The sequence below is a fragment of the Alteromonas sp. W12 genome (assembly GCF_001924945.1).
Lineage (GTDB): Bacteria > Pseudomonadota > Gammaproteobacteria > Enterobacterales > Alteromonadaceae > Alteromonas > Alteromonas macleodii.
Map to the genome: position 1 here is coordinate 877,451 of NZ_LQXH01000001.1, position 24,800 is coordinate 902,250.

At 45.4% G+C, this 24,800-nt stretch carries 24 protein-coding genes and 4 tRNA genes; 24 read left to right on the forward strand and 4 right to left on the reverse strand.

Going from position 1 to position 24,800, the window contains the following annotated elements; genetic code table 11:
- Nucleotides 1-26 precede the first annotated feature (26 nt).
- The 5 genes from AWH61_RS03605 to AWH61_RS03625 all read left to right on the forward strand — a co-directional run bounded on the left by AWH61_RS03605 (nucleotide 27) and on the right by AWH61_RS03625 (nucleotide 6,060).
- Nucleotides 27-2,099, forward strand: a complete 2,073-nt coding sequence (locus AWH61_RS03605) for a putative bifunctional diguanylate cyclase/phosphodiesterase (RefSeq protein WP_075176227.1) — start codon at nucleotides 27-29, stop codon at nucleotides 2,097-2,099.
- A gap of 298 nt (nucleotides 2,100-2,397) precedes the next feature.
- The gene (locus AWH61_RS03610; RefSeq protein ID WP_223866688.1) at nucleotides 2,398-2,679 is read left to right on the forward strand and encodes an EF-hand domain-containing protein; all 282 of its coding nucleotides are present in this window, start codon (nucleotides 2,398-2,400) and stop codon (nucleotides 2,677-2,679) included.
- Nucleotides 2,680-2,739: 60 nt separating this feature from the next.
- On the forward strand, nucleotides 2,740-4,137 hold the full coding sequence (locus AWH61_RS03615; RefSeq protein ID WP_014948855.1) for a sensor histidine kinase: 1,398 nt from the start codon (nucleotides 2,740-2,742) through the stop codon (nucleotides 4,135-4,137).
- A gap of 1 nt (nucleotide 4,138) precedes the next feature.
- Complete coding sequence (locus AWH61_RS03620) at nucleotides 4,139-4,723, forward strand: hypothetical protein (RefSeq protein ID WP_014948856.1); 585 nt, start codon at nucleotides 4,139-4,141, stop codon at nucleotides 4,721-4,723.
- Complete coding sequence (locus AWH61_RS03625) at nucleotides 4,720-6,060, forward strand: sigma 54-interacting transcriptional regulator (RefSeq protein WP_014948857.1); 1,341 nt, start codon at nucleotides 4,720-4,722, stop codon at nucleotides 6,058-6,060. Before AWH61_RS03620 ends, AWH61_RS03625 begins: the two co-directional genes overlap by 4 nt.
- A gap of 86 nt (nucleotides 6,061-6,146) precedes the next feature.
- Here the strand turns inward: AWH61_RS03625 and AWH61_RS03630 are convergent, their stop codons facing one another.
- Together AWH61_RS03630 and AWH61_RS03635 are read right to left on the reverse strand one after the other, a co-directional pair.
- Nucleotides 6,147-6,632: a GAF domain-containing protein gene (locus AWH61_RS03630; RefSeq protein WP_075176228.1), complete on the reverse strand. Its 486-nt coding sequence runs from the start codon at nucleotides 6,630-6,632 to the stop codon at nucleotides 6,147-6,149.
- A gap of 124 nt (nucleotides 6,633-6,756) precedes the next feature.
- Nucleotides 6,757-7,656, reverse strand: coding sequence for a DUF72 domain-containing protein (locus AWH61_RS03635; protein WP_249922596.1), 900 nt, complete (start codon nucleotides 7,654-7,656; stop codon nucleotides 6,757-6,759).
- 199 nt (nucleotides 7,657-7,855) lie between these two features.
- Between AWH61_RS03635 and aspS the strand changes: the two genes are divergently transcribed.
- The 17 genes from aspS (at nucleotide 7,856) to AWH61_RS03720 (ending at nucleotide 20,179) form a co-directional block, all read left to right on the forward strand.
- Nucleotides 7,856-9,616 carry an aspartate--tRNA ligase gene (gene aspS, locus AWH61_RS03640; protein WP_075176229.1) on the forward strand — a complete coding sequence of 587 codons (1,761 nt, stop codon included), beginning with the start codon at nucleotides 7,856-7,858 and terminating at the stop codon, nucleotides 9,614-9,616.
- 3 nt (nucleotides 9,617-9,619) lie between these two features.
- A complete protein-coding gene (gene nudB, locus AWH61_RS03645; protein WP_014948861.1) occupies nucleotides 9,620-10,060 on the forward strand; it encodes a dihydroneopterin triphosphate diphosphatase in 441 nt (146 codons plus the stop codon).
- Nucleotides 10,060-10,578 (forward strand): crossover junction endodeoxyribonuclease RuvC, encoded by a 519-nt coding sequence (ruvC, locus tag AWH61_RS03650; RefSeq protein ID WP_014948862.1) that lies wholly within the window; start codon nucleotides 10,060-10,062, stop codon nucleotides 10,576-10,578. Before nudB ends, ruvC begins: the two co-directional genes overlap by 1 nt.
- A gap of 36 nt (nucleotides 10,579-10,614) precedes the next feature.
- Nucleotides 10,615-11,235 (forward strand): Holliday junction branch migration protein RuvA, encoded by a 621-nt coding sequence (gene ruvA / locus AWH61_RS03655; RefSeq protein WP_014948863.1) that lies wholly within the window; start codon nucleotides 10,615-10,617, stop codon nucleotides 11,233-11,235.
- Between the two features lie 68 nt (nucleotides 11,236-11,303).
- Nucleotides 11,304-12,308, forward strand: coding sequence for a Holliday junction branch migration DNA helicase RuvB (gene ruvB / locus AWH61_RS03660; protein WP_014976035.1), 1,005 nt, complete (start codon nucleotides 11,304-11,306; stop codon nucleotides 12,306-12,308).
- 587 nt (nucleotides 12,309-12,895) lie between these two features.
- On the forward strand, nucleotides 12,896-13,294 hold the full coding sequence (ybgC, locus tag AWH61_RS03665) for a tol-pal system-associated acyl-CoA thioesterase (protein WP_014948865.1): 399 nt from the start codon (nucleotides 12,896-12,898) through the stop codon (nucleotides 13,292-13,294).
- Nucleotides 13,284-13,973: a protein TolQ gene (tolQ, locus tag AWH61_RS03670; RefSeq protein WP_014948866.1), complete on the forward strand. Its 690-nt coding sequence runs from the start codon at nucleotides 13,284-13,286 to the stop codon at nucleotides 13,971-13,973. The genes ybgC and tolQ overlap by 11 nt, the downstream gene beginning before the upstream one ends.
- Before the next feature lie 29 nt (nucleotides 13,974-14,002).
- Nucleotides 14,003-14,422 (forward strand): protein TolR, encoded by a 420-nt coding sequence (gene tolR / locus AWH61_RS03675; RefSeq protein ID WP_014948867.1) that lies wholly within the window; start codon nucleotides 14,003-14,005, stop codon nucleotides 14,420-14,422.
- 7 nt (nucleotides 14,423-14,429) lie between these two features.
- Nucleotides 14,430-15,323 (forward strand): cell envelope integrity protein TolA, encoded by an 894-nt coding sequence (gene tolA, locus AWH61_RS03680; RefSeq protein ID WP_014978756.1) that lies wholly within the window; start codon nucleotides 14,430-14,432, stop codon nucleotides 15,321-15,323.
- Between the two features lie 4 nt (nucleotides 15,324-15,327).
- Nucleotides 15,328-16,683 carry a Tol-Pal system beta propeller repeat protein TolB gene (gene tolB, locus AWH61_RS03685; protein ID WP_014948869.1) on the forward strand — a complete coding sequence of 452 codons (1,356 nt, stop codon included), beginning with the start codon at nucleotides 15,328-15,330 and terminating at the stop codon, nucleotides 16,681-16,683.
- Nucleotides 16,684-16,723: 40 nt separating this feature from the next.
- Nucleotides 16,724-17,290, forward strand: coding sequence for a peptidoglycan-associated lipoprotein Pal (gene pal, locus AWH61_RS03690; RefSeq protein WP_014948870.1), 567 nt, complete (start codon nucleotides 16,724-16,726; stop codon nucleotides 17,288-17,290).
- Nucleotides 17,290-18,084 (forward strand): tol-pal system protein YbgF, encoded by a 795-nt coding sequence (gene ybgF / locus AWH61_RS03695; protein WP_014948871.1) that lies wholly within the window; start codon nucleotides 17,290-17,292, stop codon nucleotides 18,082-18,084. Before pal ends, ybgF begins: the two co-directional genes overlap by 1 nt.
- A gap of 292 nt (nucleotides 18,085-18,376) precedes the next feature.
- Nucleotides 18,377-18,452: transfer RNA gene (locus tag AWH61_RS03700), tRNA-Lys, on the forward strand.
- A gap of 24 nt (nucleotides 18,453-18,476) precedes the next feature.
- Nucleotides 18,477-18,552, forward strand: a tRNA-Lys gene (locus AWH61_RS03705).
- A gap of 38 nt (nucleotides 18,553-18,590) precedes the next feature.
- Nucleotides 18,591-18,666, forward strand: a tRNA-Lys gene (locus tag AWH61_RS03710).
- A 244-nt stretch (nucleotides 18,667-18,910) separates the two neighbouring features.
- Nucleotides 18,911-19,966: a quinolinate synthase NadA gene (nadA, locus tag AWH61_RS03715; RefSeq protein ID WP_075176230.1), complete on the forward strand. Its 1,056-nt coding sequence runs from the start codon at nucleotides 18,911-18,913 to the stop codon at nucleotides 19,964-19,966.
- Between the two features lie 122 nt (nucleotides 19,967-20,088).
- Nucleotides 20,089-20,179, forward strand: a tRNA-Ser gene (locus tag AWH61_RS03720).
- Between the two features lie 188 nt (nucleotides 20,180-20,367).
- Here the strand turns inward: AWH61_RS03720 and AWH61_RS03725 are convergent.
- Together AWH61_RS03725 and AWH61_RS03730 are read right to left on the reverse strand one after the other, a co-directional pair.
- Nucleotides 20,368-20,802, reverse strand: coding sequence for a hypothetical protein (locus AWH61_RS03725; protein ID WP_039233464.1), 435 nt, complete (start codon nucleotides 20,800-20,802; stop codon nucleotides 20,368-20,370).
- 236 nt (nucleotides 20,803-21,038) lie between these two features.
- Complete coding sequence (locus AWH61_RS03730) at nucleotides 21,039-22,208, reverse strand: patatin-like phospholipase family protein (RefSeq protein ID WP_075176231.1); 1,170 nt, start codon at nucleotides 22,206-22,208, stop codon at nucleotides 21,039-21,041.
- A 220-nt stretch (nucleotides 22,209-22,428) separates the two neighbouring features.
- On the opposite strand from AWH61_RS03730, the gene AWH61_RS03735 reads away from it, so the two are divergent.
- Nucleotides 22,429-23,445 carry a 2-dehydropantoate 2-reductase gene (locus tag AWH61_RS03735; RefSeq protein ID WP_075176232.1) on the forward strand — a complete coding sequence of 339 codons (1,017 nt, stop codon included), beginning with the start codon at nucleotides 22,429-22,431 and terminating at the stop codon, nucleotides 23,443-23,445.
- Between the two features lie 163 nt (nucleotides 23,446-23,608).
- Nucleotides 23,609-24,799 carry an OprO/OprP family phosphate-selective porin gene (locus tag AWH61_RS03740; RefSeq protein ID WP_249922597.1) on the forward strand — a complete coding sequence of 397 codons (1,191 nt, stop codon included), beginning with the start codon at nucleotides 23,609-23,611 and terminating at the stop codon, nucleotides 24,797-24,799.
- Nucleotide 24,800 lies beyond the last annotated feature (1 nt).

A 24,800-nucleotide genomic window follows, 5' to 3' on the forward strand; every position in this document is an offset into this window, starting at 1 on the left:
TGCAGTACTGAAGTAAGGGTAGTTGAGTGTTTAGAACGTTGAAAATCCCAATTGGGCTTGTCATTGCATTGACGATGTCGGTGCTGGCGCTCTCTGTGGTAATTGTTAATAAATTAGAACACAACGCTTCTGTGGTGGATGTGGTTAAAGGCAATACCGCGACGTTAAGTAACGCTTTGTCGCTGCAGTTATCGGTTGTCATGGAGCGAAGTCCCGGTGATAACGTATTATTTTCCTCTCTTTTTCAACCGATAAAAGAACACGATAATCTTATTTCCGCCACGCTATATGACAACGACTATCAAGTCATTTCCACCATTCAACCTGATTCCTTAAGCCAGCTTTCCAATCAATCTGTTCCTCTTGATCCTGCAGAAATTCCATTTGGTGTTACGCAATACGACAATGTTATCACTGCCCATCAAATTGTAGGTAGTAGCCTATACCCACTTGGACATGTTGTTCTTTATGTGGACATTGAAGACACCATGGCGGCAAGTTCAGCCCGCCAGCTCATTAAGCAAGTGCCTATCGTTATCGCGGTTTGGCTGCTTTGCACTGGCACTTGTGTCTTTATTTTATACCGTTTGATTTCTCCTATTGGGTCGCTGAGGCAGTTTACTCAAGAAGTATTTGAGTCAAAAGACTATGCGCTGCGCAGTTCACTTAATACATCTAATGAAATTGGACAGTTATCGAATAACATTAATAGTTTATTGGATACCATTGAAGTTGAGTTACTCATCAACTTTGAGCAAAAGCAAACATTGGTTGATCAACAAGAAACCATGTCTCGTCTGGCAAACTTCGATAGTTTAACCGGTCTTCCCAATCGACAGTTTGTTCTCGATAACTTAAGACTTGAGCTAGCCAGAGCCAAAAGAAATGATGAAGACTTACTGCTCCTGTTTTTTGATTTAGATGGGTTTAAGGGCATCAATGATTCTTTAGGACATGAAACCGGGGATCTCATTCTCATAGAGGTTGCTGACAGAGTTCAGTGTTTGCTGCGCGACGGCGATTTATTCGCGCGACTGGGAGGGGATGAGTTCTTAGTACTGCCCGATAGAGATGTGACTACTGACCAAGCGCAAAGCTTGGCAACGCGACTTATTACCGCATTTGATGAGCCTTTTGAACTGCGTGGCTTATCACTAACGGTAGGTTTAAGCGTTGGAATCGCTACGGCTTCCGATGCGGGCTACGACCTAAGCGAGCTGATGAGCAATGCAGACCTTGCAATGTATCGTTCAAAAGCGCGAGGGCGAGGCAGCTACACACTGTTTACACCTGATATGGTTGAGTCGCATAAGCGTAAACTCCACTTAGCTAACGGTATTGAGCAAGGAATCAGCAACGATGAGTTTGTTGTTTATTACCAGGTTAAAGTTAACAACGAAGGGAACGTAATCGGCGTAGAAGCGCTTATTCGTTGGCAACATCCTGAATTTGGCTTGGTCATGCCGAACGAGTTTATCCCCATTGCAGAGCAGGGCGGTAAGATCACTGCAATTACCCGTTGGGTAATTAAGCGCGTTTGTATTGATATGCCAGATTTAAAACAATGGGCCACGTCTCCGTTTAGAGCCTCAATCAATTTATCTGGACATGATTTGCGAAGCTCGCAGCTGTTTGACTACATCTACAATACTTTCAAGCTCTATGACATCAACCCAGAAAACATTGAATTTGAAGTGACAGAAAGTGCGTACCTAGAAAACTTTACTCTTTCAAACAAGTTCTTCAGACGCATCGGAAACATGGGGTGCGCCATAGCTCTAGATGATTTTGGAACGGGTTACTCCTCGTTAAGTTACCTGACGCAAATCAATATCGACACGCTAAAAGTTGACCGACAGTTTGTAATGGAAATTCAAACTTCAGAACGAAGCCGTCTTGTGACTGGGGCAATTATTGATTTGGCGAAAAGACTGTCACTCTCGGTATGTGCTGAGGGCATAGAAAACCTTGAACAGTGGAATTACCTTAGAGAGCATGGATGTGACAATGTGCAAGGATTTATGTTTAGCAAGCCCATCCCCTTATCGGAGCTCACTTGCTCTCCCTCCCATTACAGCGATAGCAGTTTCTCTATATAGCAAGGTATCGATAAAACCACTTTGACATACAGTGTTTCAAAGTGGTGTTTCTTTTTTGCAACATTTAACCTGTATGCTGAGTGGTTGATAGTACGCTTATTTGCATATGCTACTGTTTTTAATGTGCTTTTTCTTTTTGGTCTGAAAATCGCATAAGCAGTTTGAATGCAATTATGATAGTGGTTAATTGAAGACTAGTGGTAGTATCCATGAGCTTTAATAGCAGCATAACCTGATAACACAGGGCTGGTATCAAAGCGGATTGAGAAGGATTTTAAAAGCGTTTAGCGGAGGATTCATGATGAAACGTCTCGAAAAAGTTTTCTTAGCACTTTGTGCTGTTGCTGCAGTACAAGCCATTTCAGTAGCGGACGCGTACGCAAGTCCAGCGCGCTCGTTGATGCAGGAATTAGACACAGATAAAGATGGTCTGATATCACTTAAAGAAGCGGTTCGACACACAGGTCTACTGCGTAACTTTGGGCTGATTGATGACAACGAAGATGGCAAACTTTCCGAAGCCGAATTGGCAAAAAGCAAGTTGACGCCAGGCAATGAAAAGCTCACAGCAAGTGAGTAGATAAAATAATATATTTAAGAGGGTAAGGTTCTGATAAACAAGGTTTCGTTTGGTGAACGCTTGGTACAACTTGGTTCACTAAGGCAATTGACGCTAGGTAGTTTTGTACTGGCCCTTATCCCTCTTATAGCCTTACTTTGGCAAAGTCAAAGCGACTTAGCCAAAGTGGGTCAAATGACAACACTTGAAACACGGTTTGTTGTCGATGTTGTTAGCGACATGCAAAGACTCGATAACGCGGTCGTTGACGTAGAGCGCAGCATTCGCCAATTTGCTGTGTTGAGAAATGATAGGGTGGCATCTCTTTCTGATAACGCCATCGATCAATTTGCCGTGGCCGCTGACAATCTATGTCAGGCTCTCTCGGTACCAACTACCTGCACACGACTTTCAGAACAGCTAAATCAATTAGCCGAATATCGAGCGATTGAAGACCAGCTTTTACTTAATGCCTACCTTGCGTCAGTGGGCGATAGCGTCGACCAGCTTCGCGACGATGTAGAAGCCGCTATTACTGAACGTGTCAAAGTCCAGCAAGATGATTTAAATGCCATGCAAGCAAAACAAGCTTGGTCTACGGCCATGCTTGTAAGCGTTTCGTTATTGCTAATATTGATGGGGAGTCAGCTTATTGTGAACCCCGTTAACAACTTAAAAAAGATTATAAGGATCATGGCCCACAGCGATGGTCAGCTTCCACCCCTTTCAAGACAAGCGCCAAAAGAACTGATTGATGTAGAGAAAGATTTACATTGGCTTTATGATCGACTACAGCAGTTGGAGCATATTAGAACCGCCTTGCTGCGACACGCTGCTCACGAGCTCAAAACTCCGCTTGCCAGTATTAAAGAAGGCTGCAGCTTGTTGTCTGAAAACGTGGTGGGCGAGTTGAATAACAGTCAACGCGAAGTACTTTCGCTACTTACTGCTAGCACGCAAAGGCTCAACACGCTGGTGGAAAAGTTGCTCGACTACAACCTGCTGTTGCAACAAGCTCAGCCAAAAATGGTACAAAGTGACGTTAGTAAGTTAGTTTCTGCTTGTTTAGAAGATTACGCGCTCGCCATTCAGGATAGAGAAGTGGAAGTAAAGATAACTGCGTCCGAGGTGCGTATAGACGAGGAGCTGTTTAGAAGAATACTTGATAACTTGGTGTCCAATGCAGTCGCGCATGGCGCAGTGGGAAGACCGATAAATATTAGCCTTTATAACGAAAACGATAATCTTGTACTGGATGTTGCCAATCGCGGTAAGCGTATTGCTCCAGAGTCAGTACATACTTTATTTGAACCTTTTATCCGAGGAACCGAGCCGAGAAACGACAATGTCATTGGGACGGGTTTAGGGTTATCAATTGTTGCCGATTGCGCTCGACTGATGCATGGTGATGTGCGTGTTGTAGATGTAGACTATGCCGATGTTTGCTTTAGAGTGACCATTGGGCAACAGGAAAAATAAAATGAGAATAAGTGGTTTAATTGTCGCCTTACTGGTGCTGACAGGATGTCAGAGTTTAACCAGAAACAACGACAACGCAGGTGAGCCAGAAAAGGTGACGCCTGTAGCTAAAATAGAACGTGGCCTTTGTTTATTTGTTGAGCCTCCACAGGGGTTCGAGCACAATTGCGATGCAACCTATTGGCTTAACGCGTGGATTGACGCGGCCAACCAACCTTGGTTAGAGCGTAAGCAAGCATTAAAAGCGTTAGGTGATACAGCATCTGACACGCTTCACGCCTACGTTTTAACACTACCAACAGATACACCTTATCAAGACAGGTTGCGCGCGCAGCTTGCGTTAAATGATATTGCTGGAACATTTACACCCACTGCGCAAGAAGTGGTGACTGTTATTGCTGCGTCGCACAACAATCAGATCATGCAGCTTGAATCTGCCATGGTGGTGTTGGAGCAAGAAAATACTTCTCGTGGCGAGAAAGTAAAAGCACTTGAAATTGAAGCAGTTAACCTGCGCAAAAAACTAGAAGAATTGTTGCAGATTGAAGCAACACTGATGGATAAAAACAGGAGTACACAACAGTGAGCGAAAAGGCGAGTAGTAACCCTAACTTATTGTTGGTAGATGACGATAAGAGCTTATTGCGCTTATTAACCATTCGTCTGGAAGGCGAAGGTTATGAGGTGACCGCAGTGGAAGACGGTCAATCAGCGTTAAGAAAGCTTCAAAACGACAACTACGATGTAGTATTAAGTGACTTGCGTATGCCGGGCTTAGATGGTCTGAGTTTGTTTGAAGAAATTATGGGAATTAGAAAAGATATTCCTGTAATTCTGATGACGGCCCACGGCACCATTGCTGATGCGGTAGCAGCCACTCAGCGTGGTGTATTTGGTTTTTTGCCTAAACCTGTCGATCACGACGAATTACGCGCGCTGCTGCAAAAAGCACTTAGCCAGTCTCAAGCTGCACAGCCTGGGGATTGGGCAAAGGACATCATCACCCGTTCTCCAGAAATGCTAAATGTACTAGACCAGGCGTTCCGCATAGCTCAGCGTGAAGTGTCTGTGCTTATTAGCGGTGCGAGCGGTACAGGTAAAGAGTTACTTGCTAATGCCATTCATAAAGCCAGTAACCGCAGCGACAAACCATTTGTAGCTATTAACTGTGGAGCATTGCCTGAAAACTTGCTTGAGTCTGAGCTATTTGGTCATGCCAAAGGTGCGTTTACCGGTGCTGTAGCTGCTCACCCTGGTCTGTTTAGAGAAGCCGACGGCGGTACCTTGTTCTTGGATGAGATTGGCGATATGCCGATGACGCTGCAGGTAAAACTGCTGCGTGCATTACAAGAGCGTCAAATTCGCCCAGTAGGTAGTAGCAAGCACGTAGATATCGATGTGCGTATCATTTCTGCAACGCACAAAGACTTGCACAAAGAAATGGAAGAAGGCACCTTCCGCGAAGATTTATATTACCGTCTAAACGTGGTGAACCTAAAACTTCCGTCGCTGAAATCGCGAAGTGAAGATATTCCACTTCTGGCTCGCTCGCTGTTGCAGCAAAGCGCACAGCGTCATGGCGTGAATGTAAGCCAATTTTCTGATGACGCGATGCAACAGCTGGTAACCTCATCTTGGCCAGGCAACGTACGTCAGCTTGTTAACGTGGTTGAGCAGTGTGTTGCGTTAACGCAAACGCCGGTTATTCCGCTTCACTTAGTAGAGCAAGCCTTGTCAGCCACTAAGCAAAGCTGGCCAACGCTTACAGAAGCGCGCGATGCCTTTGAACAGCAATACTTGCACAAGCTTCTTAAAATGACCGACGGCAACGTAACGCGCGCGGCAGAGCTTGCTGGTAGAAATAGAACTGATATGCACAAGCTTATGAAAAAGCACGAGCTAGACGCAGCTGATTTCAGATAGACATAGTCGAGCTTGAAGAGTTATTAAACGCATCACTTTTTAGTGATGCGTTTTTGTTTTGCGATACGAAAAGCGTAGGGCTGGAGTTATGCTGGAAGGTGCTCTGAAAAAATAATGGCTTCAACTGTGCTGGCGTGGCTTTTTAAGCTTTCTATCTCAACATCTAAAAATTCACGTGGTTCATCAAACAGAAGGCATAACGTACCCAATTCATAGCCATCTTTGTTGCGCAAGATAGCACCTGCGTAGGCTCTTATGTAAGGGCTGCCAGTAACCAGCGGGTTATTAGCAAATAGCTTATCGGCTTTTGCGTCGGGAACAATCAAGTATTCTTCTTCGGCTATCGCGTAGGTGCAAAACGAGATATTACGCGGTGTTTCGGTAGCATCCATACACTGGCGAGACTTAAACCATTGGCGATCTTCTGCAACAAGGCTTACCAAGCAGGTTTTAGCATTAAATTCTTCTTGTACAGCTTTGGTGAGCTCGTCAAGTTGTTCGCTTGGGGAAGTATCTAAAATATCTAACGATTCAAGCGCAGCAATACGCGCTTTCTCATATTCATGGTTCATTGAGGTTATTTCACGGTAAATAATGGTGTAGTACCAAAATAGATAAGAGCAGCAGTTTACCGCTGAATTAGAAAAACGCTATCTATTAAAAAATATTGATAGGCTCAATGTCAGTTGCTCGTCATCAAAACAGTGAATTCTGCTCTGGTTGAGTTTTAATAGACAGGTTATTTAGCGCGAGTGATGGAGTAGTGTTGTTATACAAATCGATAAACTGCTGCGCTAACCAGGGAGCATCTTTGTTGTCTGGGCGGTGACAAAAAAAGTACACGTCTTTTCCTTCACTTTGCCAAATCTTCACTTTTTTCACCCAAGGTAATAAACAGCGTTGGTTGTCATCATCAACATCATTGCCTACAAAGCGCACAATGGGAGTATGGCCTGTAGCAATAACATTTACTGGTACACGAGGCTTTTTCTCTCGCACTTCCTCTAGCATCGCACGTCTATTTGTTCCCCCTGCGTCTAAAGAGCCAGTGAAAAGCGCTCGGGTGTCCATAATGATTCTGTTCGCACCGTGGCGGATCAAAAGTTGATTAAGCGCCTTTTCCTCGTCACCCTTTGCAAAAAACGCCAAGTGGCGCACTTCAACCGCTATGTTTAATTCTTGAGGTAACGCCGCTAAAAAGGTATCCAAAATGGATAGCTTTTCTGGCCCAAAAGAAGCGGGCAGTTGCAGCATCATGACTCCTAGCTTTTCTTTTAAAGGGCTTAATAAAGCAAGCTGTTGGGCAACCTCTTCATCACAATGCTGTAATTGATGTACATGAGTAATGTTCTGATGAAACTTGAAAGTAAATCTGAAGTGATCGGGTGTTGAATTGCACCATCTTGCTACAGCGTCTTGGTGGGGAAGAGAGTAAAATGTGGTATTCCCTTCAACCGTATTACACTCCTTAGCATATAGCGACAATCCATTATCAGACTTGGGATAATTAGCAAACCACGTGCTTGGCCAATGGCTGTGTTGCCACATTGGCAATCCAATATAGAGATTTCCTTGTGATATGGCTGATTTGTGCATATTTGTCATTGGGCTTTATCAAGCATTTGTTTATACTATGCGGCCTTTAAATCATTACATTATGCATGTTGTGGGCGGGCCAGCTAATTGGCCAGCAAGTTTACGCGATTTTTGGCAAAGTCTTAAGCCCAAAAGTAAGCGGTTTTGAACGCCAATTCACTGCATGCGAAGCAAGAAAAAACATCAGGGGTCAAGGACCATGCGCACAGATTACTGTGGGAATATCGATTCATCATACATTGGACAAGAAGTTACCCTTTGCGGGTGGGTTAATAAGCGTCGCGATTTAGGCGGTGTAATTTTCATCGACTTACGCGACCGCGAAGGTATCGTACAAGTGGTGTTCGACCCAGATTTACCAGACGTGCTATCGGTAGCTAACACGTTGCGTAGCGAATTCTGTGTAAAGCTAACGGGTAAAGTGCGTGCGCGCCCTGAAGGTCAAGTTAACAAAGACATGCGCACTGGCGAGATTGAGATCCTAGGCACAGGCCTTGAAGTGATCAACAAATCTGACGTGCTTCCACTGGACTGGAACCAAGAAAACTCAGAAGAACAGCGCCTTCGCTATCGTTATCTAGATCTTCGCCGTCCTGTAATGAGCCAGCGTTTACAATTCCGTGCAAAAGTAACCGGTGCTGTACGTCGATTTCTAGAAGAAGAAGGTTTCCTTGATATTGAAACCCCTATTCTTACTAAGGCAACGCCAGAAGGTGCACGTGACTACCTAGTGCCAAGCCGCACGCATAAAGGAGAGTTCTTCGCACTTCCGCAATCGCCACAGCTTTTCAAACAGCTTCTGATGATGTCGGGCATGGACCGTTACTATCAAATTGTTAAGTGCTTCCGCGACGAAGACTTACGTGCCGACCGTCAGCCAGAATTTACCCAAATCGATATTGAGACCACGTTCTTAGATGCCGATGGCGTAATGTCTATTACCGAGCGCATGATCCGCGACTTGTTCAACAAAATGCTAAACGTTGACCTTGGCGACTTCCCGCGCATGACGTACAAAGAAGCCATGACGCGCTTTGGTAGCGACAAGCCAGACCTACGTAACCCGTTAGAGTTAACAGACGTTGCCGACTTGCTTGCTAACGTTGACTTTAAAGTATTCAGCGGCCCGGCAAACGACCCTAAAGGTCGCGTTGCGGCAATTCGCGTACCCGGTGGGGCGTCGCTTTCGCGTAAGCAAATTGACGAATACACCAAATTTGTAGGTATTTACGGCGCGAAAGGTCTGGCTTGGATTAAAGTTAACGATGCTGGTGCAGGTCTTGAAGGTCTACAGTCGCCAATCCTTAAGTTCCTAACTCAAGACATCACTAACGCCATGCTAGAGCGCACTGGCGCACAAAGTGGCGATATTCTATTGTTTGGTGCAGACAGCTATACTGTGGTTACCGAAGCGATGGGCGCACTTCGTCTTAAGCTTGGTGAAGACTTTGAGCTTCTTGAAGGCGAGTGGAAGCCACTTTGGGTTGTTGACTTCCCAATGTTTGAAGAGTTTGACGGTCAGCTTCATGCTATTCACCACCCGTTTACCGCGCCACGTGGTTTAACGCCAGGAGAACTTAAAGCTAACCCAGCTGAAGCCTTATCTGACGCTTACGATATGGTATTGAACGGTGTTGAATTAGGCGGTGGTTCTGTACGTATTCACAATGAAGACATGCAGTCTACGGTATTCAACATTCTTGGCATTGACGATGAAGAAGCGAAGAACAAGTTTGGCTTCTTGCTAGACGCACTGCGCTTTGGTGCGCCGCCGCATGCAGGTCTTGCGTTTGGTCTAGACCGTCTGGTAATGCTTATGACTGGCGCGACGTCTATTCGTGATGTTATGGCATTCCCTAAAACGACCACAGCGGCATGTCCGTTAACATCGGCGCCTAGCCCTGCGAACCCACAGCAGCTTGAAGAGCTCGCTATTGCAACGGTGAAAAAGCAATCGTAATTTATGGCGTATAAGAAGCCTGAATCTGCACTGGTAGTGTTGTACGACCAACACTACCGAGTGCTGCTTTTGCAACGACAAGACGACCCCACCTTTTGGCAGTCGGTAACCGGCGCGTTAGAAGAGGGGGAGTTACCCTTAGAAACGGCATATCGTGAAGTGTGTGAAGAAATTGGCATCGATGCCAAAGCACACGGCTTTGTGGTTAACGACCACGATAAGCAAAACCAATATGAAATTCGTAGCCGCTGGCTACATCGTTATCCTCCTGGTACTGTGCACAACACAGAACACGTATTTTCCCTTCAAATAAACAGCGATTTACCCCTTGTCTTAACAGAGCACTTGCAGTACGAATGGGTGTCGAAAGACGAAGCGCTCGCGCGTTTATGGTCTCCCTCTAATAAAGAAGCGGTATCTTTGTTTGTACCGAGTGTGCCTTAATGGTTATACTGGGTATAGATCCAGGTTCTCGGATCACAGGCTACGGTTTAATTGCACGCAAGCAAGGTAAACTGGTGTATGTAGCAAGCGGATGCATTCGCGTTGGAACGGCAGATTTACCCTCTCGTCTTGCTAATATTTTTACCGGTGTTGGCGATATTATTCGTCAATATAAACCCGACCAGTTTGCTATTGAGCAAGTATTTATGGCGAAAAACCCTGATTCAGCGTTAAAGCTTGGTCAGGCCAGAGGTGCCGCCATTGTGGCAGCCACCCAAGCGCAACTTCCTGTTGCTGAATACAGCGCAAGGCAAATTAAGCAGTCGGTAGTTGGAAAAGGTGGCGCAGATAAAACGCAAGTTCAGCACATGGTAAAACACCTGCTGAATTTAAGCGGCACGCCACAGGCCGATGCTGCCGATGCATTAGCCGTTGCCTTGTGTCATGCACACACTGAACAGAGCCTGATAAACATGGCAGGGCAAGCCCGAAAAACCGTTCGTGGTCGTTTGCGCTAATACTGCTCGAAGCTCACGCTTTTACAGAGATAATTCATGATTGGACGAATTCGCGGTACGTTGGCTGAGAAACAGCCTCCAGAAATTCTTGTAGATGTAGCCGGTGTTGGCTACGAAATTCACATGCCTATGACCAGTTTCTACCAGCTTCCCGCGGTGGGTGAAGAAGTGGTGGTGTACACACATTTTGTGGTTCGTGAAGACGCCCAATTGCTGTTTGGTTTTGCTGATAAAATGGAAAGAGGGCTTTTCCGAGAATTGATCAAAGCCAACGGTGTAGGCCCAAAGTTAGGCCTTGCTATTTTATCTGGAATGTCGGCAAGCCAGTTCTTGGCAAGTGTACAAAATGAAGATGTTTCTGCACTCGTCAGCTTACCGGGTATAGGTAAGAAAACCGCAGAGCGTTTAGTGGTAGAGCTTAAAGACCGCCTAGCAAAATTTGGCAAGGCGCAGAGTATTGCTGTACCACCTCCAAGTGGCGACTTGCTATCCACCAACACTATTGTTGCTGTAAACGACGCTCGGGAAGAAGCACAAAGCGCGCTTATTGCACTGGGCTATAAACCTGCTCAAGCGAGCAAGCTAGTCGACAGCGTATATAAAGAGGGCATGGAAAGTGAAGCCCTTATTCGCGAATCATTAAAAGCGGCCATATAATGGCGCTCAACGAAGACAGCGGTTCTTAGTCTGCCTGTCTTCACGTCACCGTTTAAAGTAGAACTATCATGATTGAAGCCGACAGACTGATTACGCCTGAAGCCAGCACCGAAGACGAGGTCATCGACCGCGCCATTCGCCCTAAAATGCTGGAAGACTATACGGGGCAGCCTCACGTATGTGAGCAAATGGAAATTTTTATTCAAGCTGCGCGTAATCGCGACGATGCGCTAGACCATCTACTTATTTTCGGTCCGCCAGGACTGGGTAAAACCACGCTTGCGAACATTGTGGCAAATGAAATGGGCGTGAACATTAAAACCACGTCAGGCCCTGTGCTTGAGAAAGCTGGCGACTTGGCTGCACTTCTTACCAACCTTGAGCGCAATGATGTATTGTTCATAGACGAAATACATCGCTTAAGCCCAGTGGTAGAGGAAATTCTTTATCCTGCCATGGAAGACTATCAGCTTGATATTATGATAGGCGAGGGGCCTGCCGCCCGTTCAATTAAGCTAGACCTTCCTCCTTTTACGCTGGTAGGTGCTACCACCCGCGCAGGCTCGCTAACGTCGCCATTACGCGATCGTTTCGGCATTGTTCAACGATTAGAGTTTTACAACGTAAAAGACCTTACCAGTATTGTGGCAAGAAGCGCGAGCTATCTGAATTTAGACATGAACGATGAAGGTGCGCAAGAAGTGGCTCGTCGTTCGCGTGGCACACCGCGTATTGCTAATCGTTTGTTACGCCGTGTTCGAGACTACGCAGAAATTAAAGCAGACGGCACGGTGGGAGCCGATACGGCAGCGAAGGCACTGGATATGCTTGACGTTGATAAAGAAGGTTTCGATTACATGGATCGTAAATTGCTTACTGCTATTATCGAAAAGTTTGATGGTGGGCCAGTAGGCTTAGACAATTTGGCAGCAGCCATTGGTGAAGAAAAAGAAACCATAGAAGACGTGATTGAACCCTTCCTTATTCAGCAGGGCTTTTTACAGCGCACGCCTCGAGGCCGTATTGTGTCGCAGCGCGCTTATCTTCATTTTGGCTTCGCTCCGTCTGAATAATTTACCGTCCCTTTGTAAGAAGGTACAGATTCGTTTTAAAGGCCTAGCAGGATTGCTGGGCTTTTTTTGGCAACACAGAAAATACAGAAGCCGTTTCAAACGCTACAAGTAAATGCTCGTATGGGGGAAGCTTTAAGTTCAGAGCATTGAGATTGGATGGCGAATTATTGCATAGCGCAAGTTAAGCATGGGCCGCCAATATTTTGGTTTGTACCGATGCTAAATTACAGGCAAAAAAAAAGCCCGCTCATTGAGCGGGCTAAAACAACAAGTGTTGAAGGAAATAAATCCAGGGAACTCATGTCTAACAGGAGAATAACTCTTGCATGACCGTGCTAAGCACCATCACGCTCTGTACGACTGATGCTGTGCATTATAGGGAGAGCAGAAAAAACTACAATTGAGTAAAATTGTTGTTTTGAATTAGAAAAACTAATGTGTTAACTGGGTGTTTAATATTGGTTTACTTTTGATTAAATGTTAGCTTTGGTGGGGCTTGTGGAGTGTTTTTGTTCTGCATTTTGTCGCGCTAATTAGTTATTTTAACTCCGCTTTGGATTATTAAATTTTTGGGTGAAGGAATAGTTATGCATTTACATCAGGTAAGAGTGTATTACGAAGATACCGATGCAGGCGGTATCGTCTATTATGCGAATTACCTAAAGTTTATGGAGCGAGCCCGTACAGAGTGGCTTCGCGAGCTAGGTTTTGAACAAGACACGCTGATGGAACAATCCATCGCTTTCGTCGTCAAACACGTTGAAATGCATAACTATGCGCCTGCACGGTTCAATCAACTGTTGAGTATTGAAACTCGCGTTGTAGAATTGAAAGGCGCTAGTATGACGTTTCAACAAATTATTAAAAATGAACAAGGCGTTACATTGGTATCTGGAGATATCAAGGTTGCCTGCGTCGATTTGGCCGTTATGAAGCCAAAAAGATTACCACGTACTTTGTTAGGGGAAATTTCGCGTGTCATCTGATCTCACTTTTATTGGCTTGTTTTTACAAGCGAGTTTTATTGTTCAACTAGTTATGCTTTTGTTGCTAAGCGTATCGATAGCGTCGTGGACGTTTATCTTCCAACGCAGTAAAGCGTTGTCGGCGGCACGCAACGAAATGCGTCAGTTTGAAGATAAGTTCTGGTCAGGCGCTGACCTTAACCGTCTTTATCAAGAGCTTTCTGCCAGAACTAACCTCACAGGCATGGGCAGCATCTTTTGCTCAGGCTTTAAAGAGTTTGTTCGCCTGCGCAAGTCTAACACCGCTACCAACGGCATAGTTGATGGTACATACCGTGCCATGCGCGTTTCTATGTCTCGTCAAGTCGAAGAATTAGAAAGTCGTCTACCCTTTTTAGCCACGGCGGGCTCAATTAGTCCTTACATCGGTCTATTTGGAACTGTGTGGGGGATCATGAATGCCTTCATCGCATTAGGTGAAGTGCAGCAAGCTACCCTTGCTATGGTAGCGCCGGGTATTGCAGAAGCACTTATTGCAACTGCTATCGGCCTGTTTGCCGCTATTCCTGCGGTTATTGCCTACAACCGTTTCAGCCATCAGGTTGAGAAGCTAGAAAATAGCTACGGCAACTTCATGGAAGAGTTCTCTGCAATCCTTCATCGCCAAGCCGTTGCTGCGCAAGCACAACAACAAGCCTAAGCGTTTACATTCCAAACGGAGGACTTGTTATGTATGTAAGAAAACGCCGCAGGCCGGTATCAGAGATAAACGTAGTGCCCTACATCGACGTGATGTTGGTGTTGCTTATTATCTTTATGGTAACGGCGCCGCTTATTTCTCAAGGGGTAAAGGTAGATTTGCCTAAAGCAAGTGCCAACCCGATAGAGCAAGAAGATACACCACCGATTATTGCGTCAGTGGATGTTAAAGGTCGCTACTTCCTTAATGTAGGCGAAGACCAGGAATCGCCAATTAGCGAAGAAGAGCTTGGCGCTATTGTAAAAGCACAATTGACCAAAGAGCCCAATACGCCCGTAGTGGTAAAAGGCGATGGACAAGTAGCGTATAACGAAGTGATACAGCTAATGGTGTTATTACAGCAGGCGGGTGTGCCTTCAGTAGGGTTAATGACGGATCCGGTTGAGTAATATAGATATGTCGAAACCTGAAGTGTCGAAAAGCACGTCAACCGCTAGCCACTCAAACAACGCGAGTAACGGTGTAAGTGGTGATAAAAAGAACGGCAAAAGTGCCAAGCAAGCCAACAGTATAAGCCCAGAACAAGTAGGCTTGTACAAGTCCATTGGTTTGCATCTTTTTATTGCTGCGCTGTTGCTAATTAGCGTCAGTTTCTCTCCTGACCCGTTGCCAAGTATGCCGTCGAATGCGCCTGTGATAGAAGCGACGTTTATTGATGCGCAAGCGATTGCGGATCAAAAAAGGGAGCAGGCACAAGCTGAAGCTCAAGCAAGAGCCGAAGAGCAAGAAAGGCAAAGGAAAGCAGAAGCCGCGGCAGAGAAAAAACGCCAGCAGCAGCTAGCAGCCAAGCGTGCGAAAGAGAAGCGTGAAGCAGAAGCGGCTGAAGCGAAACGTCAGAAAGACTTGGAGCGCTTAGCGGCGCAGAAGGAACAAGAGCGTAAGGAGCGCGAAGCAAAAGCGAAAGCTGAGGCTGAGCGAAAGAAAAAAGAAGCTGCTGAACGCGCTGAAATGGAAAGGATCATGCAAGAGCAGCTTGCAAAAGAACAAGCTGCTCAGCAAGAACGTAGGCGAAAACAGGTACTTACTGAAGTAGAGCGCTATACCGCGCTTATTCAGCAAACCATTAAGCGCAATTTGTATTCAGACGACAGCTATCAAGGCAAAACCTGTCGATTGAATATTCGGTTAGCAACGACAGGGTTTGTTACGAGTATTCGTGTACTCGGCGGCAACGATGCGCTGTGTAGAGCGGCTGAAAGCGCGGTTCGCAGGGCCGAAAAGTTACCGGTGTCTGATGCGCCAGACGTTTACGAGCAGTTAAAAGACATTACTTTAAAAGTGGAATTATAGTGGTATGAAAAAACTAGGTTTATGGATAGCGCTTATTACGATGGCATTCAGTGCCAAAGTGTTTGCATCCTTAGAAATTGTGATAACCGAGGGCGTAGATAGTGCACGTCCAATCGGGGTTGTGCCATTTAAATGGAAAGGTCAGGGCAGTATGCCTGGCGATATTTCTAAAGTGGTGATGGCCGACTTAATGCGTAGTGGTAAGTTTAATCCGGTATCTGTCGACAAAATGCCACAGTACCCGGAGACAGCGGAACAAGTGTCTTTCACTGCATGGGCAACCTTAGGTGTGGACACGGTTTTAGTAGGAAGTATTGAGCCACAAGGAGGCGACCGTTACCTTGTATCCTATGAGTTGATTGATGTACTTAAAGGGCAAGTTGACAATGGGCAAGCTAAAGTACTCAAAGACGGCAATTTGGTATCGAGTAATGATCACGTACTAGCTGCCCGTCAGGCAGTGATCAACGGTCGAGATTTTCGCCAGTATGCGCATCGAATTAGCGACATTGTGTATGAAAAATTGACCGGTGTTCGCGGTGCGTTTTTAACGAAAATTGCTTACGTCATTGTTCGCGACCGTGACACGGTAGAAAAACCTTACCAATTAGTCATTGCAGACTACGATGGTGAGAACGAAACGCGCTTGTTGTCTTCGCCAGAGCCGCTTATGTCGCCAGTGTGGTCGCCTGATGGCGAGAAGCTTGCCTACGTTAGTTTTGAAAATCGTAGACCGCAAATATTCATTCAGAATATCTACACCAGCGAGCGTACGCGCATTACTGATTTCCCTGGAATAAATAGTAGCCCGGTGTTTTCACCAGATGGCAAGCAACTTGCAATGGTTTTATCGAAAGATGGAAACCCTGAACTCTATGTGATGGACTTAGCGACAAAAAATCTTCGCCGAGTAACACGAAATAGAGCGATTGATACGGAGCCCGCGTGGCTACCAGACGGCAGTGGGTTAATATTTAGCTCGGAACGGGGTGGTAAACCCCAGATATATAGCGTAAATTTAAATTCTGGGAAAGTAAGGCGAGTTACCTTTGTAGGTGAACAGAACCTTGGCGGTACGATTTCCCCAGACGGCAAGCAAATGATTATGGTAAACCAAACTAATGGGAACTATCACATTGCTAAGCAGTCTTTGGATGGTGGATCACCTCAAGTACTGACACGGACGTACTTAGATGAATCACCAAGCGTAGCGCCGAATGGAAGCATGATTATATACAGCACCCTTCACGAGGGAACCCAAGTGTTGTCACTGGTTTCTTTAGATGGGCGTTTTAAAGCTAGGTTACCAGCAGCCAATGGGCAAGTTAAATCGCCAAGTTGGTCACCATTTTTGTTCTAACAATTTAACGACTAAACAATAAAATTTAAGGATTAGTAGGATGCAAATGAATAAAGTGATGAAGAGCTTCATTATCGCATTGCCAGTAGTGACAATGATGGCATGTTCTTCAGGCCCTAGCGAAGAAGAATTGGCAGCAGAGCGTAACCGCCTTGCACAAGAACAAGCGGCTGCAGAAGCGGAAGCACGTGAAGCAGAAGCACAGCGCGTTAAAGCAGAAGCTGCACAGCGTATGAAGCGTCAGGAAGAAATGGTTCAGCAAGAAATGGAAGCGCTGAAAAACGAACAAACCGTTTACTTTGACTTTGACCGCTCAAGCATCAAGCCAGAGTTCCAGCGTATTCTAGACAAGCACGCGGCGTTCTTGGTGAAAAACCCAAGCACTAAAGTGACTATTGAAGGTCACACTGACAGCCGTGGTACGCCTGAGTACAACATCGCGCTAGGCGAACGTCGTGCACAGTCTGTTGAAACTTACCTACTTAATGCTGGCGTAAGCAGCAGCCAAGTAACAGTAGTTTCATACGGCGAAGAAAAACCAGCAGTGATGGGTTCTACTGAGTATGCATTTGCTCAAAACCGTCGCGGAGTGGTTGTTTACCGCTAATGACTATTCTAACGAATAAGACATTAAAAATGGGCGTCACTTTATGTGCCGCCCTTGCTGTTTCTACCGCATTTGCGCAAGCGCCTGTGGTAGACGCCAATGGCGGCAGTGAATTAGAGCAGCGTATTGTTGTGCTAGAGCGTATTGTTAAGAGCCGAACCGAAATGCAACACAGGCTTCAAACGCAACTAGACAATATGCAAATGGAAGTCGACCAGCTGCGTGGTGCGGTTGAAGTTAATACCAATGAACTTCAAAAAGTACTTGAGCGTCAGCGTGAGCTTTACCTTGAAATAGATAAACGGGTGGAAGCACTTAAGCAAAGCGGCGCGCTACAAGGTAGTGCCATGCCTAGTGCAGGTGTTGATTCGGGCTCTGTGAGCTCTCCAACAGCATCTACGCCAACGCAAGCTCCGCAAGCAGGTGAAGATGAAGCCTACGAAAATGCGGTGAATTTGATCCTTAAGTCTCGTGAGTACGATAAAGCCATTCCTGCGTTTCAATCGTTCATTTCACGCTTTCCCAACAGTGGTTACGCACCAAATGCGCACTATTGGTTAGGGCAACTGTTGTTTAATAAGCAGCAGTGGAGCGAAGCAAGTGAACAATTTAATATTGTAGCTAATCGCTTTACCGATTCTTCCAAGCGTCCTGATGCCTTATTGAAACTAGGTGTCATCGCTGAGCGAACGGGAGACAGTTCAACAGCACGTCAGCTGTTCCAACAAGTTGTAAATGATTACCCTGATTCTTCGGCAAAACGCCTCGCTGAATCTCGGTTAAATAACTTGTAATGAACAAAGCCTCTTTTAAAGAGGCTTTTTTATGAGTTAGAGAAAAGTTTTTTTCAAAAAATTCCATTTAGAGTGCATAAAACTTCTGCACCAAATTTCACTGTATTTCGTAGAAACCTGACTAAACTCAATTAGTACTGGTATAAATACTCAGCGATTTGTTTTCATTTTGACCGTTTAGTCGTAATTTGACAGAAAAATGAAAATAAAAGGACGTTATGGGTTGCGTCGAATAAAAATCTGAGTATTATATGCCGCCGTTGCCAAGACACAGGCAACAACAGGAAAGAAAGGGTCGTTAGCTCAGTTGGTAGAGCAGTTGACTTTTAATCAATTGGTCGCTGGTTCGAATCCAGCACGACCCACCACTTTCTCTCCTAGCATCAAATGATGGGTCGTTAGCTCAGTTGGTAGAGCAGTTGACTTTTAATCAATTGGTCGCTGGTTCGAATCCAGCACGACCCACCATCATTTGAATTGCGAAACTTATCTGTGTGTCACTTGATGGGTCGTTAGCTCAGTTGGTAGAGCAGTTGACTTTTAATCAATTGGTCGCTGGTTCGAATCCAGCACGACCCACCATCAAGTCTCAAGCTCAAATATTCCTTTTTTAAATAATCTCCTCAGTACAAAACACCAATGCTTATTGCGTTTTAAAACGCTACTCGTCTCATTTGCACTTTGATCTGGTTTACCTAACCCCATGTAGTAGAACAGGTAAGCATAACTACGACTATTTAATTCCCCTTATGTTGATTAGGTAGTGTGTAATTTTTATGACAGTTGGGTATAATCCGCACCCTTGTCGCAACAGAGATGTAGGTTAATGTCATTAGCATTTCGAGTGGATCAGGTAGAGTACCCGTTCCCAGCAAAACCACAGCCATTGTCAGAAGCACGTAAAGCTGAATTAAAGGCTGAGATCAAAGCTTTACTTAAAGCCCGTAACGCTGTGCTTGTCGCACACTATTACACCGACCATGAAATTCAGGCACTCGCTGAAGAGACTGGTGGCTGCGTGGCAGACTCATTGGAAATGGCGCGTTTCGGTAGAGATGCACAAGAACAAACCTTAATTGTTGCTGGCGTTCGCTTCATGGGCGAAACGGCAAAAATTCTTAGCCCTGAAAAAACCGTACTAATGCCAACACTTGAAGCAACGTGTTCGCTTGATATTGGTTGCCCGGTAAAAGAGTTTAGCGAATTCTGTGATCAGCACCTTGACCACACCGTCGTGGTTTACGCGAATACATCAGCGGCAGTAAAAGCGCGCGCCGACTGGGTAGTAACGTCGAGCATCGCGCTTGAAATCGTTGAGCACTTAGACAGCCAGGGCAAGAAAATCATTTGGGGCCCTGACCGACACTTAGGCTCGTACATTGCCAAGCAAACGGGTGCCGACATGCTAATGTGGCAGGGCGAGTGTATCGTTCACGACGAGTTCTCTGCACAGAAACTAGCAGACATGAAAGCACTGTATCCAAACGCAGCAGTTCTGGTTCACCCTGAATCACCCGCAAGTGTGGTAGAGATGGCAGATGCAGTTGGCTCAACCAGTCAGCTAATAAAAGCCTCGCAAACCATGGATAACGACACCTTTATTGTTGCTACCGATAAAGGCATCTTTTACAAGATGCAACAACTTACTCCAGAGAAGACGTTTATAGAGGCTCCAACGGGCGGTAACGGCGCTACGTGTAAAAGCTGTGCTCACTGCCCTTGGATGGCAATGAACGGCTTAGAAGCGATTAAGGCGTCTTTAACGGGCGAAACTGATGGGCATGAAATCTTTGTTGATGATGAATTGCGTAAAGGTGCACTCATTCCACTTGATCGCATGCTTAACTTCTCAGCCGAGTTAAAAGCGAAAGGCGGGCTATAAGCGCACGTTTTATAAGCACTTGCTGAATATTTTCCAGCAAGTCCTTGATTAAGCGCGCGGCTTTACCTACTATACGCGCGCTCAAGGGTTTTCGTCGTTGAAATCTTCTTGATACAAAATTTGGAGAGATGGCTGAGTGGCTGAAGGCGCACGCCTGGAAAGTGTGTATACGTTTATAGCGTATCGAGGGTTCGAATCCCTCTCTCTCCGCCAAATACAAAAAAACCGGCTTTAGGCCGGTTTTTTTGTGCCTACCGATCAGCGCTGGATGATGCGCGGATACTTTTCGCTTACGTAAAAAGAAACCCGCTATGAAGCGGGTTTCTTTTTAAACGCGATTGTTGCGACGCTGGTATGCTAAAGCTAATGGCTTTTCATTCGTGATGTCGCGCCGCTGCTAATTACTTCGCAACCTGCTGGTGAAGCTTGATTAGGTCAGGAAGCTTTTTCGCGTAAATCGCTTTCTTTGTACCTGGGTGAAGTAATTGGCTCACGAACGTGCGTAGGAAGCCAAGTACAAACGTTTGAACGCGATCAGCGTCTGCATCACTTGGGTTAGCAATAAGCTTTTCTGTTTCCGCTTGTACTTTGTGTACAATCGGGTCCATGGTGTCTTTTCCAGAAACTAGGTCATTACCAGTCACAACGCCTTTGCCAAGCAAGTCTCTAACTGCTGAGTATAAATCAGCAGAAACAGCGTTAGACTGTCCCCAGTTCGCAATATTGAATTCTTCAGCAATCTTATCTAGATCAGCAGTTGGGTCGTTCGACTTCAATAGGCTGTCGATAAGTTTATGGGCTTCAGTTTGTTTTACGGGTGTTGATAATTCTGACATGGTTACATTTAAAGATTATGTGGGTGAGCGCGTTATAAATATTCTGCCAGACAATGTCAACCCGTTTGCCGCCAATAAAGGCAAGAACGGGAGAGGAGCTTACTAAGTCATGATGTAAACATGGCGAACAAAGCACCGAAATAGCACCGAAATAACACAGAAATATTACTGAAAGAGTAGCAAAATAGAGAAAAGGCACCTGCTGCCAAGCACCCTTTATCAAATGAGTAAACGGGCTACGCGGAGATCCTATTCTCTTTGTCTACTTTATCTATCTTGCCTGTTCGACGTGCTGGGAAAGGCAACTTAATTGGACGTTCACCATTTAATGCAGCATGTTCTGATTTCACACTATAACTAGCGCTGTCTTTACTATGCATGCCCTTGGGTGTATCAGTTACATCGAAAAACGGAGCAACAGGCTGTCTGTTTACCTCTAGCTGGTAAGCAATTGCTTTGTTTTCGGTTTCTAAAAAGGCACTTCCAGCTTGCTTACCGAGTTTATAATCATGACGAAGCTGTGCGTCTGTACTACCTAACAATTTACTTTGAAGCTTATCTGACGCAAAAATTTGAATAACCTCTACGCCTTCTGGCGGGTTTTCAATAAACGCCAGCTCTTTTTGATACGCTTGCTCGTGCTGCAGCAGATAGTCGATGGTCTTTGGGCACGTGCCCGTTGCGCACATTACCGCGCTTAATTTTTGTAGCCAAGGCGACTGTACTTGAAAGCCTCTATCTACGGTGCGAATAACTACGATTTTCGTCGCGCCGCGCTTGTACGCTTCGGTAACAGGCAACGGTGCAGCCAAACCACCGTCTAGAAAGAAATCGGTATTGGCTGCCTTTTTTGTCTCGACATCAATGTGCAGCGGTACGCCCTGTTTGTAAAGTAAGGGGAGGGCGCTCGAAGCCTTGATAAGATCGACCCAGTTGTGAGTACTTTTCATTGGATCGAGAAAATACGCCTGTCTGTCTCTGGAATTTGTGGCGGTAAATAAAATTTCTCTGTCCGCAACATTAGCCTTCGCAGTATCAAGATCAAGTAAACGGTTCGCTTCTTGGGTTTTGTCAAAATACCAATCTAAATCGACAATATGCTTTCCCATTAAACCTCTTCCCATTTGGAAAAAGCGTTTGTGTCGAGTTAAGCCGCGAATAAGACGCTTTGCATAGCCTTTTTGACGCGCCACAAAACTCGTTAAGTTCTGTGAACCTGCTGATGTGCCAATAAGAATATCGAAAGGGTCGTGTCCGGCGTCTAACCATGTATCGAGTACGCCTGCCGTGAAAATTCCTCGCTGTCCACCACCTTCCGCAACCAAGGCAACTTTGCCATTGTTCGACATTTCAGCATTGCGTGCTTTTGAATAAGCGAGAGAAGGAGCAGATTGTTGACCCGACATGATAACCCTCTATTTGACCATTACTATAAATTGACTACTTGGTCTAATTGTAGGGAGATCACGACGCAGGAGAAAATTGAAAGAATAAATCGGACTGATAGGAAATAACTGATACTGAAACACTTTTTGTTATTTCATTGTGATTTTTGTGTTTACATATTGATCATTTAATCGCAGTCTAACAAGGTGTTGAAAGCTAAACTTTCATTGGGAGTCAATAATGAAAATTGCCGTGTTAGGTGCGGGAAGCATTGGATGTTATGTAGCGGGCTGCCTGTTAGCCTCTGACCCCACATTGAGCGTCGCTAATGCGCTTACGCTCATTGGCCGTCAGCGTTTATATGATGATATTACTGCCAATGGTCTTAAAGTAACGGATTGGCAAGGGCGTGAGCAGCTAACAAAGCCTGAGCATATAGCTTTTTCGATTGAGAACGATAGTTTAAGTCATGCTGACGTCATTTTGCTTTGCGTTAAAAGCCAAGATACCGAGCAGGCTGCTGCGATAATCAATCAGAATGCAAAGCAACCAGCAGTCGTAGTCAGTCTTCAAAACGGAGTGGGTAATGCACACCTGCTTCGCCAGCACATAAAGCAATGCGTAATTGCAGGCATGGTGCCTTTCAATGTTTTTTATAAAGGCAACGGCCATTTTCACAGTGGTACTGAAGGTAATATTGCCCTTGAAGACCCCAATAACCAATGTAGTGACATCATAAAAGCGCTTAACAACGCGTCGTTGCCCGTTACGGTTTATAACGATATGAAAGCTGTACAGTATGGCAAACTTATTATGAACTTGAATAACGCGGTCAATGCACTGTCGGGTATACCGCTGAAATCACAGCTAGGGGATAGGCAATATAGGTTGGTTATGGCAAAGGTGTTGTCCGAGGCGTTAGCAGTATTAAAAGCGGAAGGAATTGCACCAGCAAGAACCGGTAAGGTCATTCCCAAACTGATGCCAAAAATTATGAAGCTACCTAATTTTTTATTCAATGTGGTGGCTTCATCTACGCTTAAAATAGATCCCGAAGCACGTTCATCAATGTATGAAGATTTGGCACTGGGGCGACGAACGGAGATTGATTATTTGAACGGCGAGATAGTCAGGCTAGGTGAAAAAAATCACATAGCTACGCCAGTGAATAAGCATATTGTTAACCTGATCAAACAACATGAAGTTGCTCAGAAAGGAAGTCCTCACTTACCAGCAAATGCTTTACTGTTAAAGTGACAGATCTATCTAACGGTGTATTTCAACGTTAAATATTACAGTTTTGTGTCATTTTTGTGTCAGAGCACTTGATTCTTATACTAAAGTATATATCCTGCGCGCAAACTTCCGTTATATTTAGTGTGCTTTGCTTTTTCAAAATCGTTTTTCTTCTTGTCTTCTGTTGAGTGCTTTATGGGCGTCGCTTTTCCATACGACGGTTGTAGCGTCTGAGGTTGATGTCGAGCGCGAATCTAGCGCAACGTTCTCTCAATACAATGGCAACGGCCTTTCATTTCAAAGCGACAACAATACCTTCTCGCTTCGCGTGCGCGGTAGATTTCAGTTTCGCTATGCCAATCCCGGTATAAGCCAGCCTACCGAGCTTGCTGACTTTGAGCATAACGCCGGTAATCAATTTGGCGTTAACAGAGCGCGGGTCAAATTAGATGGTCACATTGGTTTGCCTTGGATTAAATATGGTGTGGAATATGATGCTGTCGACCAGCGCACGCTCACCGCTACATTATCCTTTGAAAAGTATGACGCGCTTCGGTTTAAGGTTGGTCAGTGGAAAGTCGAGTATTCCAGAGAACGCAGTGTAAGCAGTGGCGGCCAGCAAATGATGGATCGTTCAATCATCAACAGAATATTTACGCTAGATAGGCAAATGGGGGCATCCCTGTACGGTAATTTTGATGGCCCAGGCGCGGCCAATTTCAATTACTGGGTAGGAGTATTCAATGGCTCGGGCCGTGGTGATTATAGCAATCACGATGGCGAGAATATGTATACAGGGCGATTACAGTGGAATTTCTTAGGTGAGTCTGTCGGGTTTAAAAACAGTGACATTAAACGAACAGCTACGCCCAAAGCCGCTCTAGCAATAGCAGGTGCGAAGTTCAAAAGCCAGTTTACGCGTTTTTCATCGTCTGGCGCTGGTAATTTAGCCAACTTTAGTGTGGGCGAGATCGAAGGTCAGTACGACATTCAGCAGTTTGTGATTGATGGTGCCTATTTTTATAAAGGGTTTAATGCTCAAGCGGAATATCATGAAAAAGATATCGTGGATTTAGCGGACAACAATAGAGAAACTACGCTGCGCGGCTATTATGTGCAGGCGGGTTATTTTTTGAGTGAATCAATCAGCTGGTGGCCAGAGCCCCTTGAAATGGCTGCACGCTTCGGGACCTATTCGCCCCGAGATAGTGAACAAGACGAACGCTTTTTTGAAAAGACAGTAGCATTCAACTATTTTTTTAACGGCCACGAAAACAAACTAACCGCAGAGGTAAGCAGGGTTTCACTGGATCAGTTCGATACTGAAGTAGGGGACGAGACCATCTACTCTCTGCAGTGGGACGTCAGTTTTTAAC

Bases quoted from the DNA above. Each gene is read 5' to 3' on its own strand.
- AWH61_RS03610 (WP_223866688.1), top strand. From the start codon at position 2,398: ATGATGAAACGTCTCGAAAAAGTTTTCTTAGCACTTTGTGCTGTTGCT.
- AWH61_RS03620 (WP_014948856.1), top strand. From the start codon at position 4,139: ATGAGAATAAGTGGTTTAATTGTCGCCTTACTGGTGCTGACAGGATGT.
- AWH61_RS03630 (WP_075176228.1), bottom strand. From the start codon at position 6,632: ATGAACCATGAATATGAGAAAGCGCGTATTGCTGCGCTTGAATCGTTA.
- AWH61_RS03635 (WP_249922596.1), bottom strand. From the start codon at position 7,656: ATGCACAAATCAGCCATATCACAAGGAAATCTCTATATTGGATTGCCA.
- aspS (WP_075176229.1), top strand. From the start codon at position 7,856: ATGCGCACAGATTACTGTGGGAATATCGATTCATCATACATTGGACAA.
- nudB (WP_014948861.1), top strand. From the start codon at position 9,620: ATGGCGTATAAGAAGCCTGAATCTGCACTGGTAGTGTTGTACGACCAA.
- ruvC (WP_014948862.1), top strand. From the start codon at position 10,060: ATGGTTATACTGGGTATAGATCCAGGTTCTCGGATCACAGGCTACGGT.
- ruvA (WP_014948863.1), top strand. From the start codon at position 10,615: ATGATTGGACGAATTCGCGGTACGTTGGCTGAGAAACAGCCTCCAGAA.
- ruvB (WP_014976035.1), top strand. From the start codon at position 11,304: ATGATTGAAGCCGACAGACTGATTACGCCTGAAGCCAGCACCGAAGAC.
- ybgC (WP_014948865.1), top strand. From the start codon at position 12,896: ATGCATTTACATCAGGTAAGAGTGTATTACGAAGATACCGATGCAGGC.
- tolR (WP_014948867.1), top strand. From the start codon at position 14,003: ATGTATGTAAGAAAACGCCGCAGGCCGGTATCAGAGATAAACGTAGTG.
- tolA (WP_014978756.1), top strand. From the start codon at position 14,430: ATGTCGAAACCTGAAGTGTCGAAAAGCACGTCAACCGCTAGCCACTCA.
- tolB (WP_014948869.1), top strand. From the start codon at position 15,328: ATGAAAAAACTAGGTTTATGGATAGCGCTTATTACGATGGCATTCAGT.
- pal (WP_014948870.1), top strand. From the start codon at position 16,724: ATGCAAATGAATAAAGTGATGAAGAGCTTCATTATCGCATTGCCAGTA.
- ybgF (WP_014948871.1), top strand. From the start codon at position 17,290: ATGACTATTCTAACGAATAAGACATTAAAAATGGGCGTCACTTTATGT.
- nadA (WP_075176230.1), top strand. From the start codon at position 18,911: ATGTCATTAGCATTTCGAGTGGATCAGGTAGAGTACCCGTTCCCAGCA.
- AWH61_RS03725 (WP_039233464.1), bottom strand. From the start codon at position 20,802: ATGTCAGAATTATCAACACCCGTAAAACAAACTGAAGCCCATAAACTT.
- AWH61_RS03730 (WP_075176231.1), bottom strand. From the start codon at position 22,208: ATGTCGGGTCAACAATCTGCTCCTTCTCTCGCTTATTCAAAAGCACGC.
- AWH61_RS03735 (WP_075176232.1), top strand. From the start codon at position 22,429: ATGAAAATTGCCGTGTTAGGTGCGGGAAGCATTGGATGTTATGTAGCG.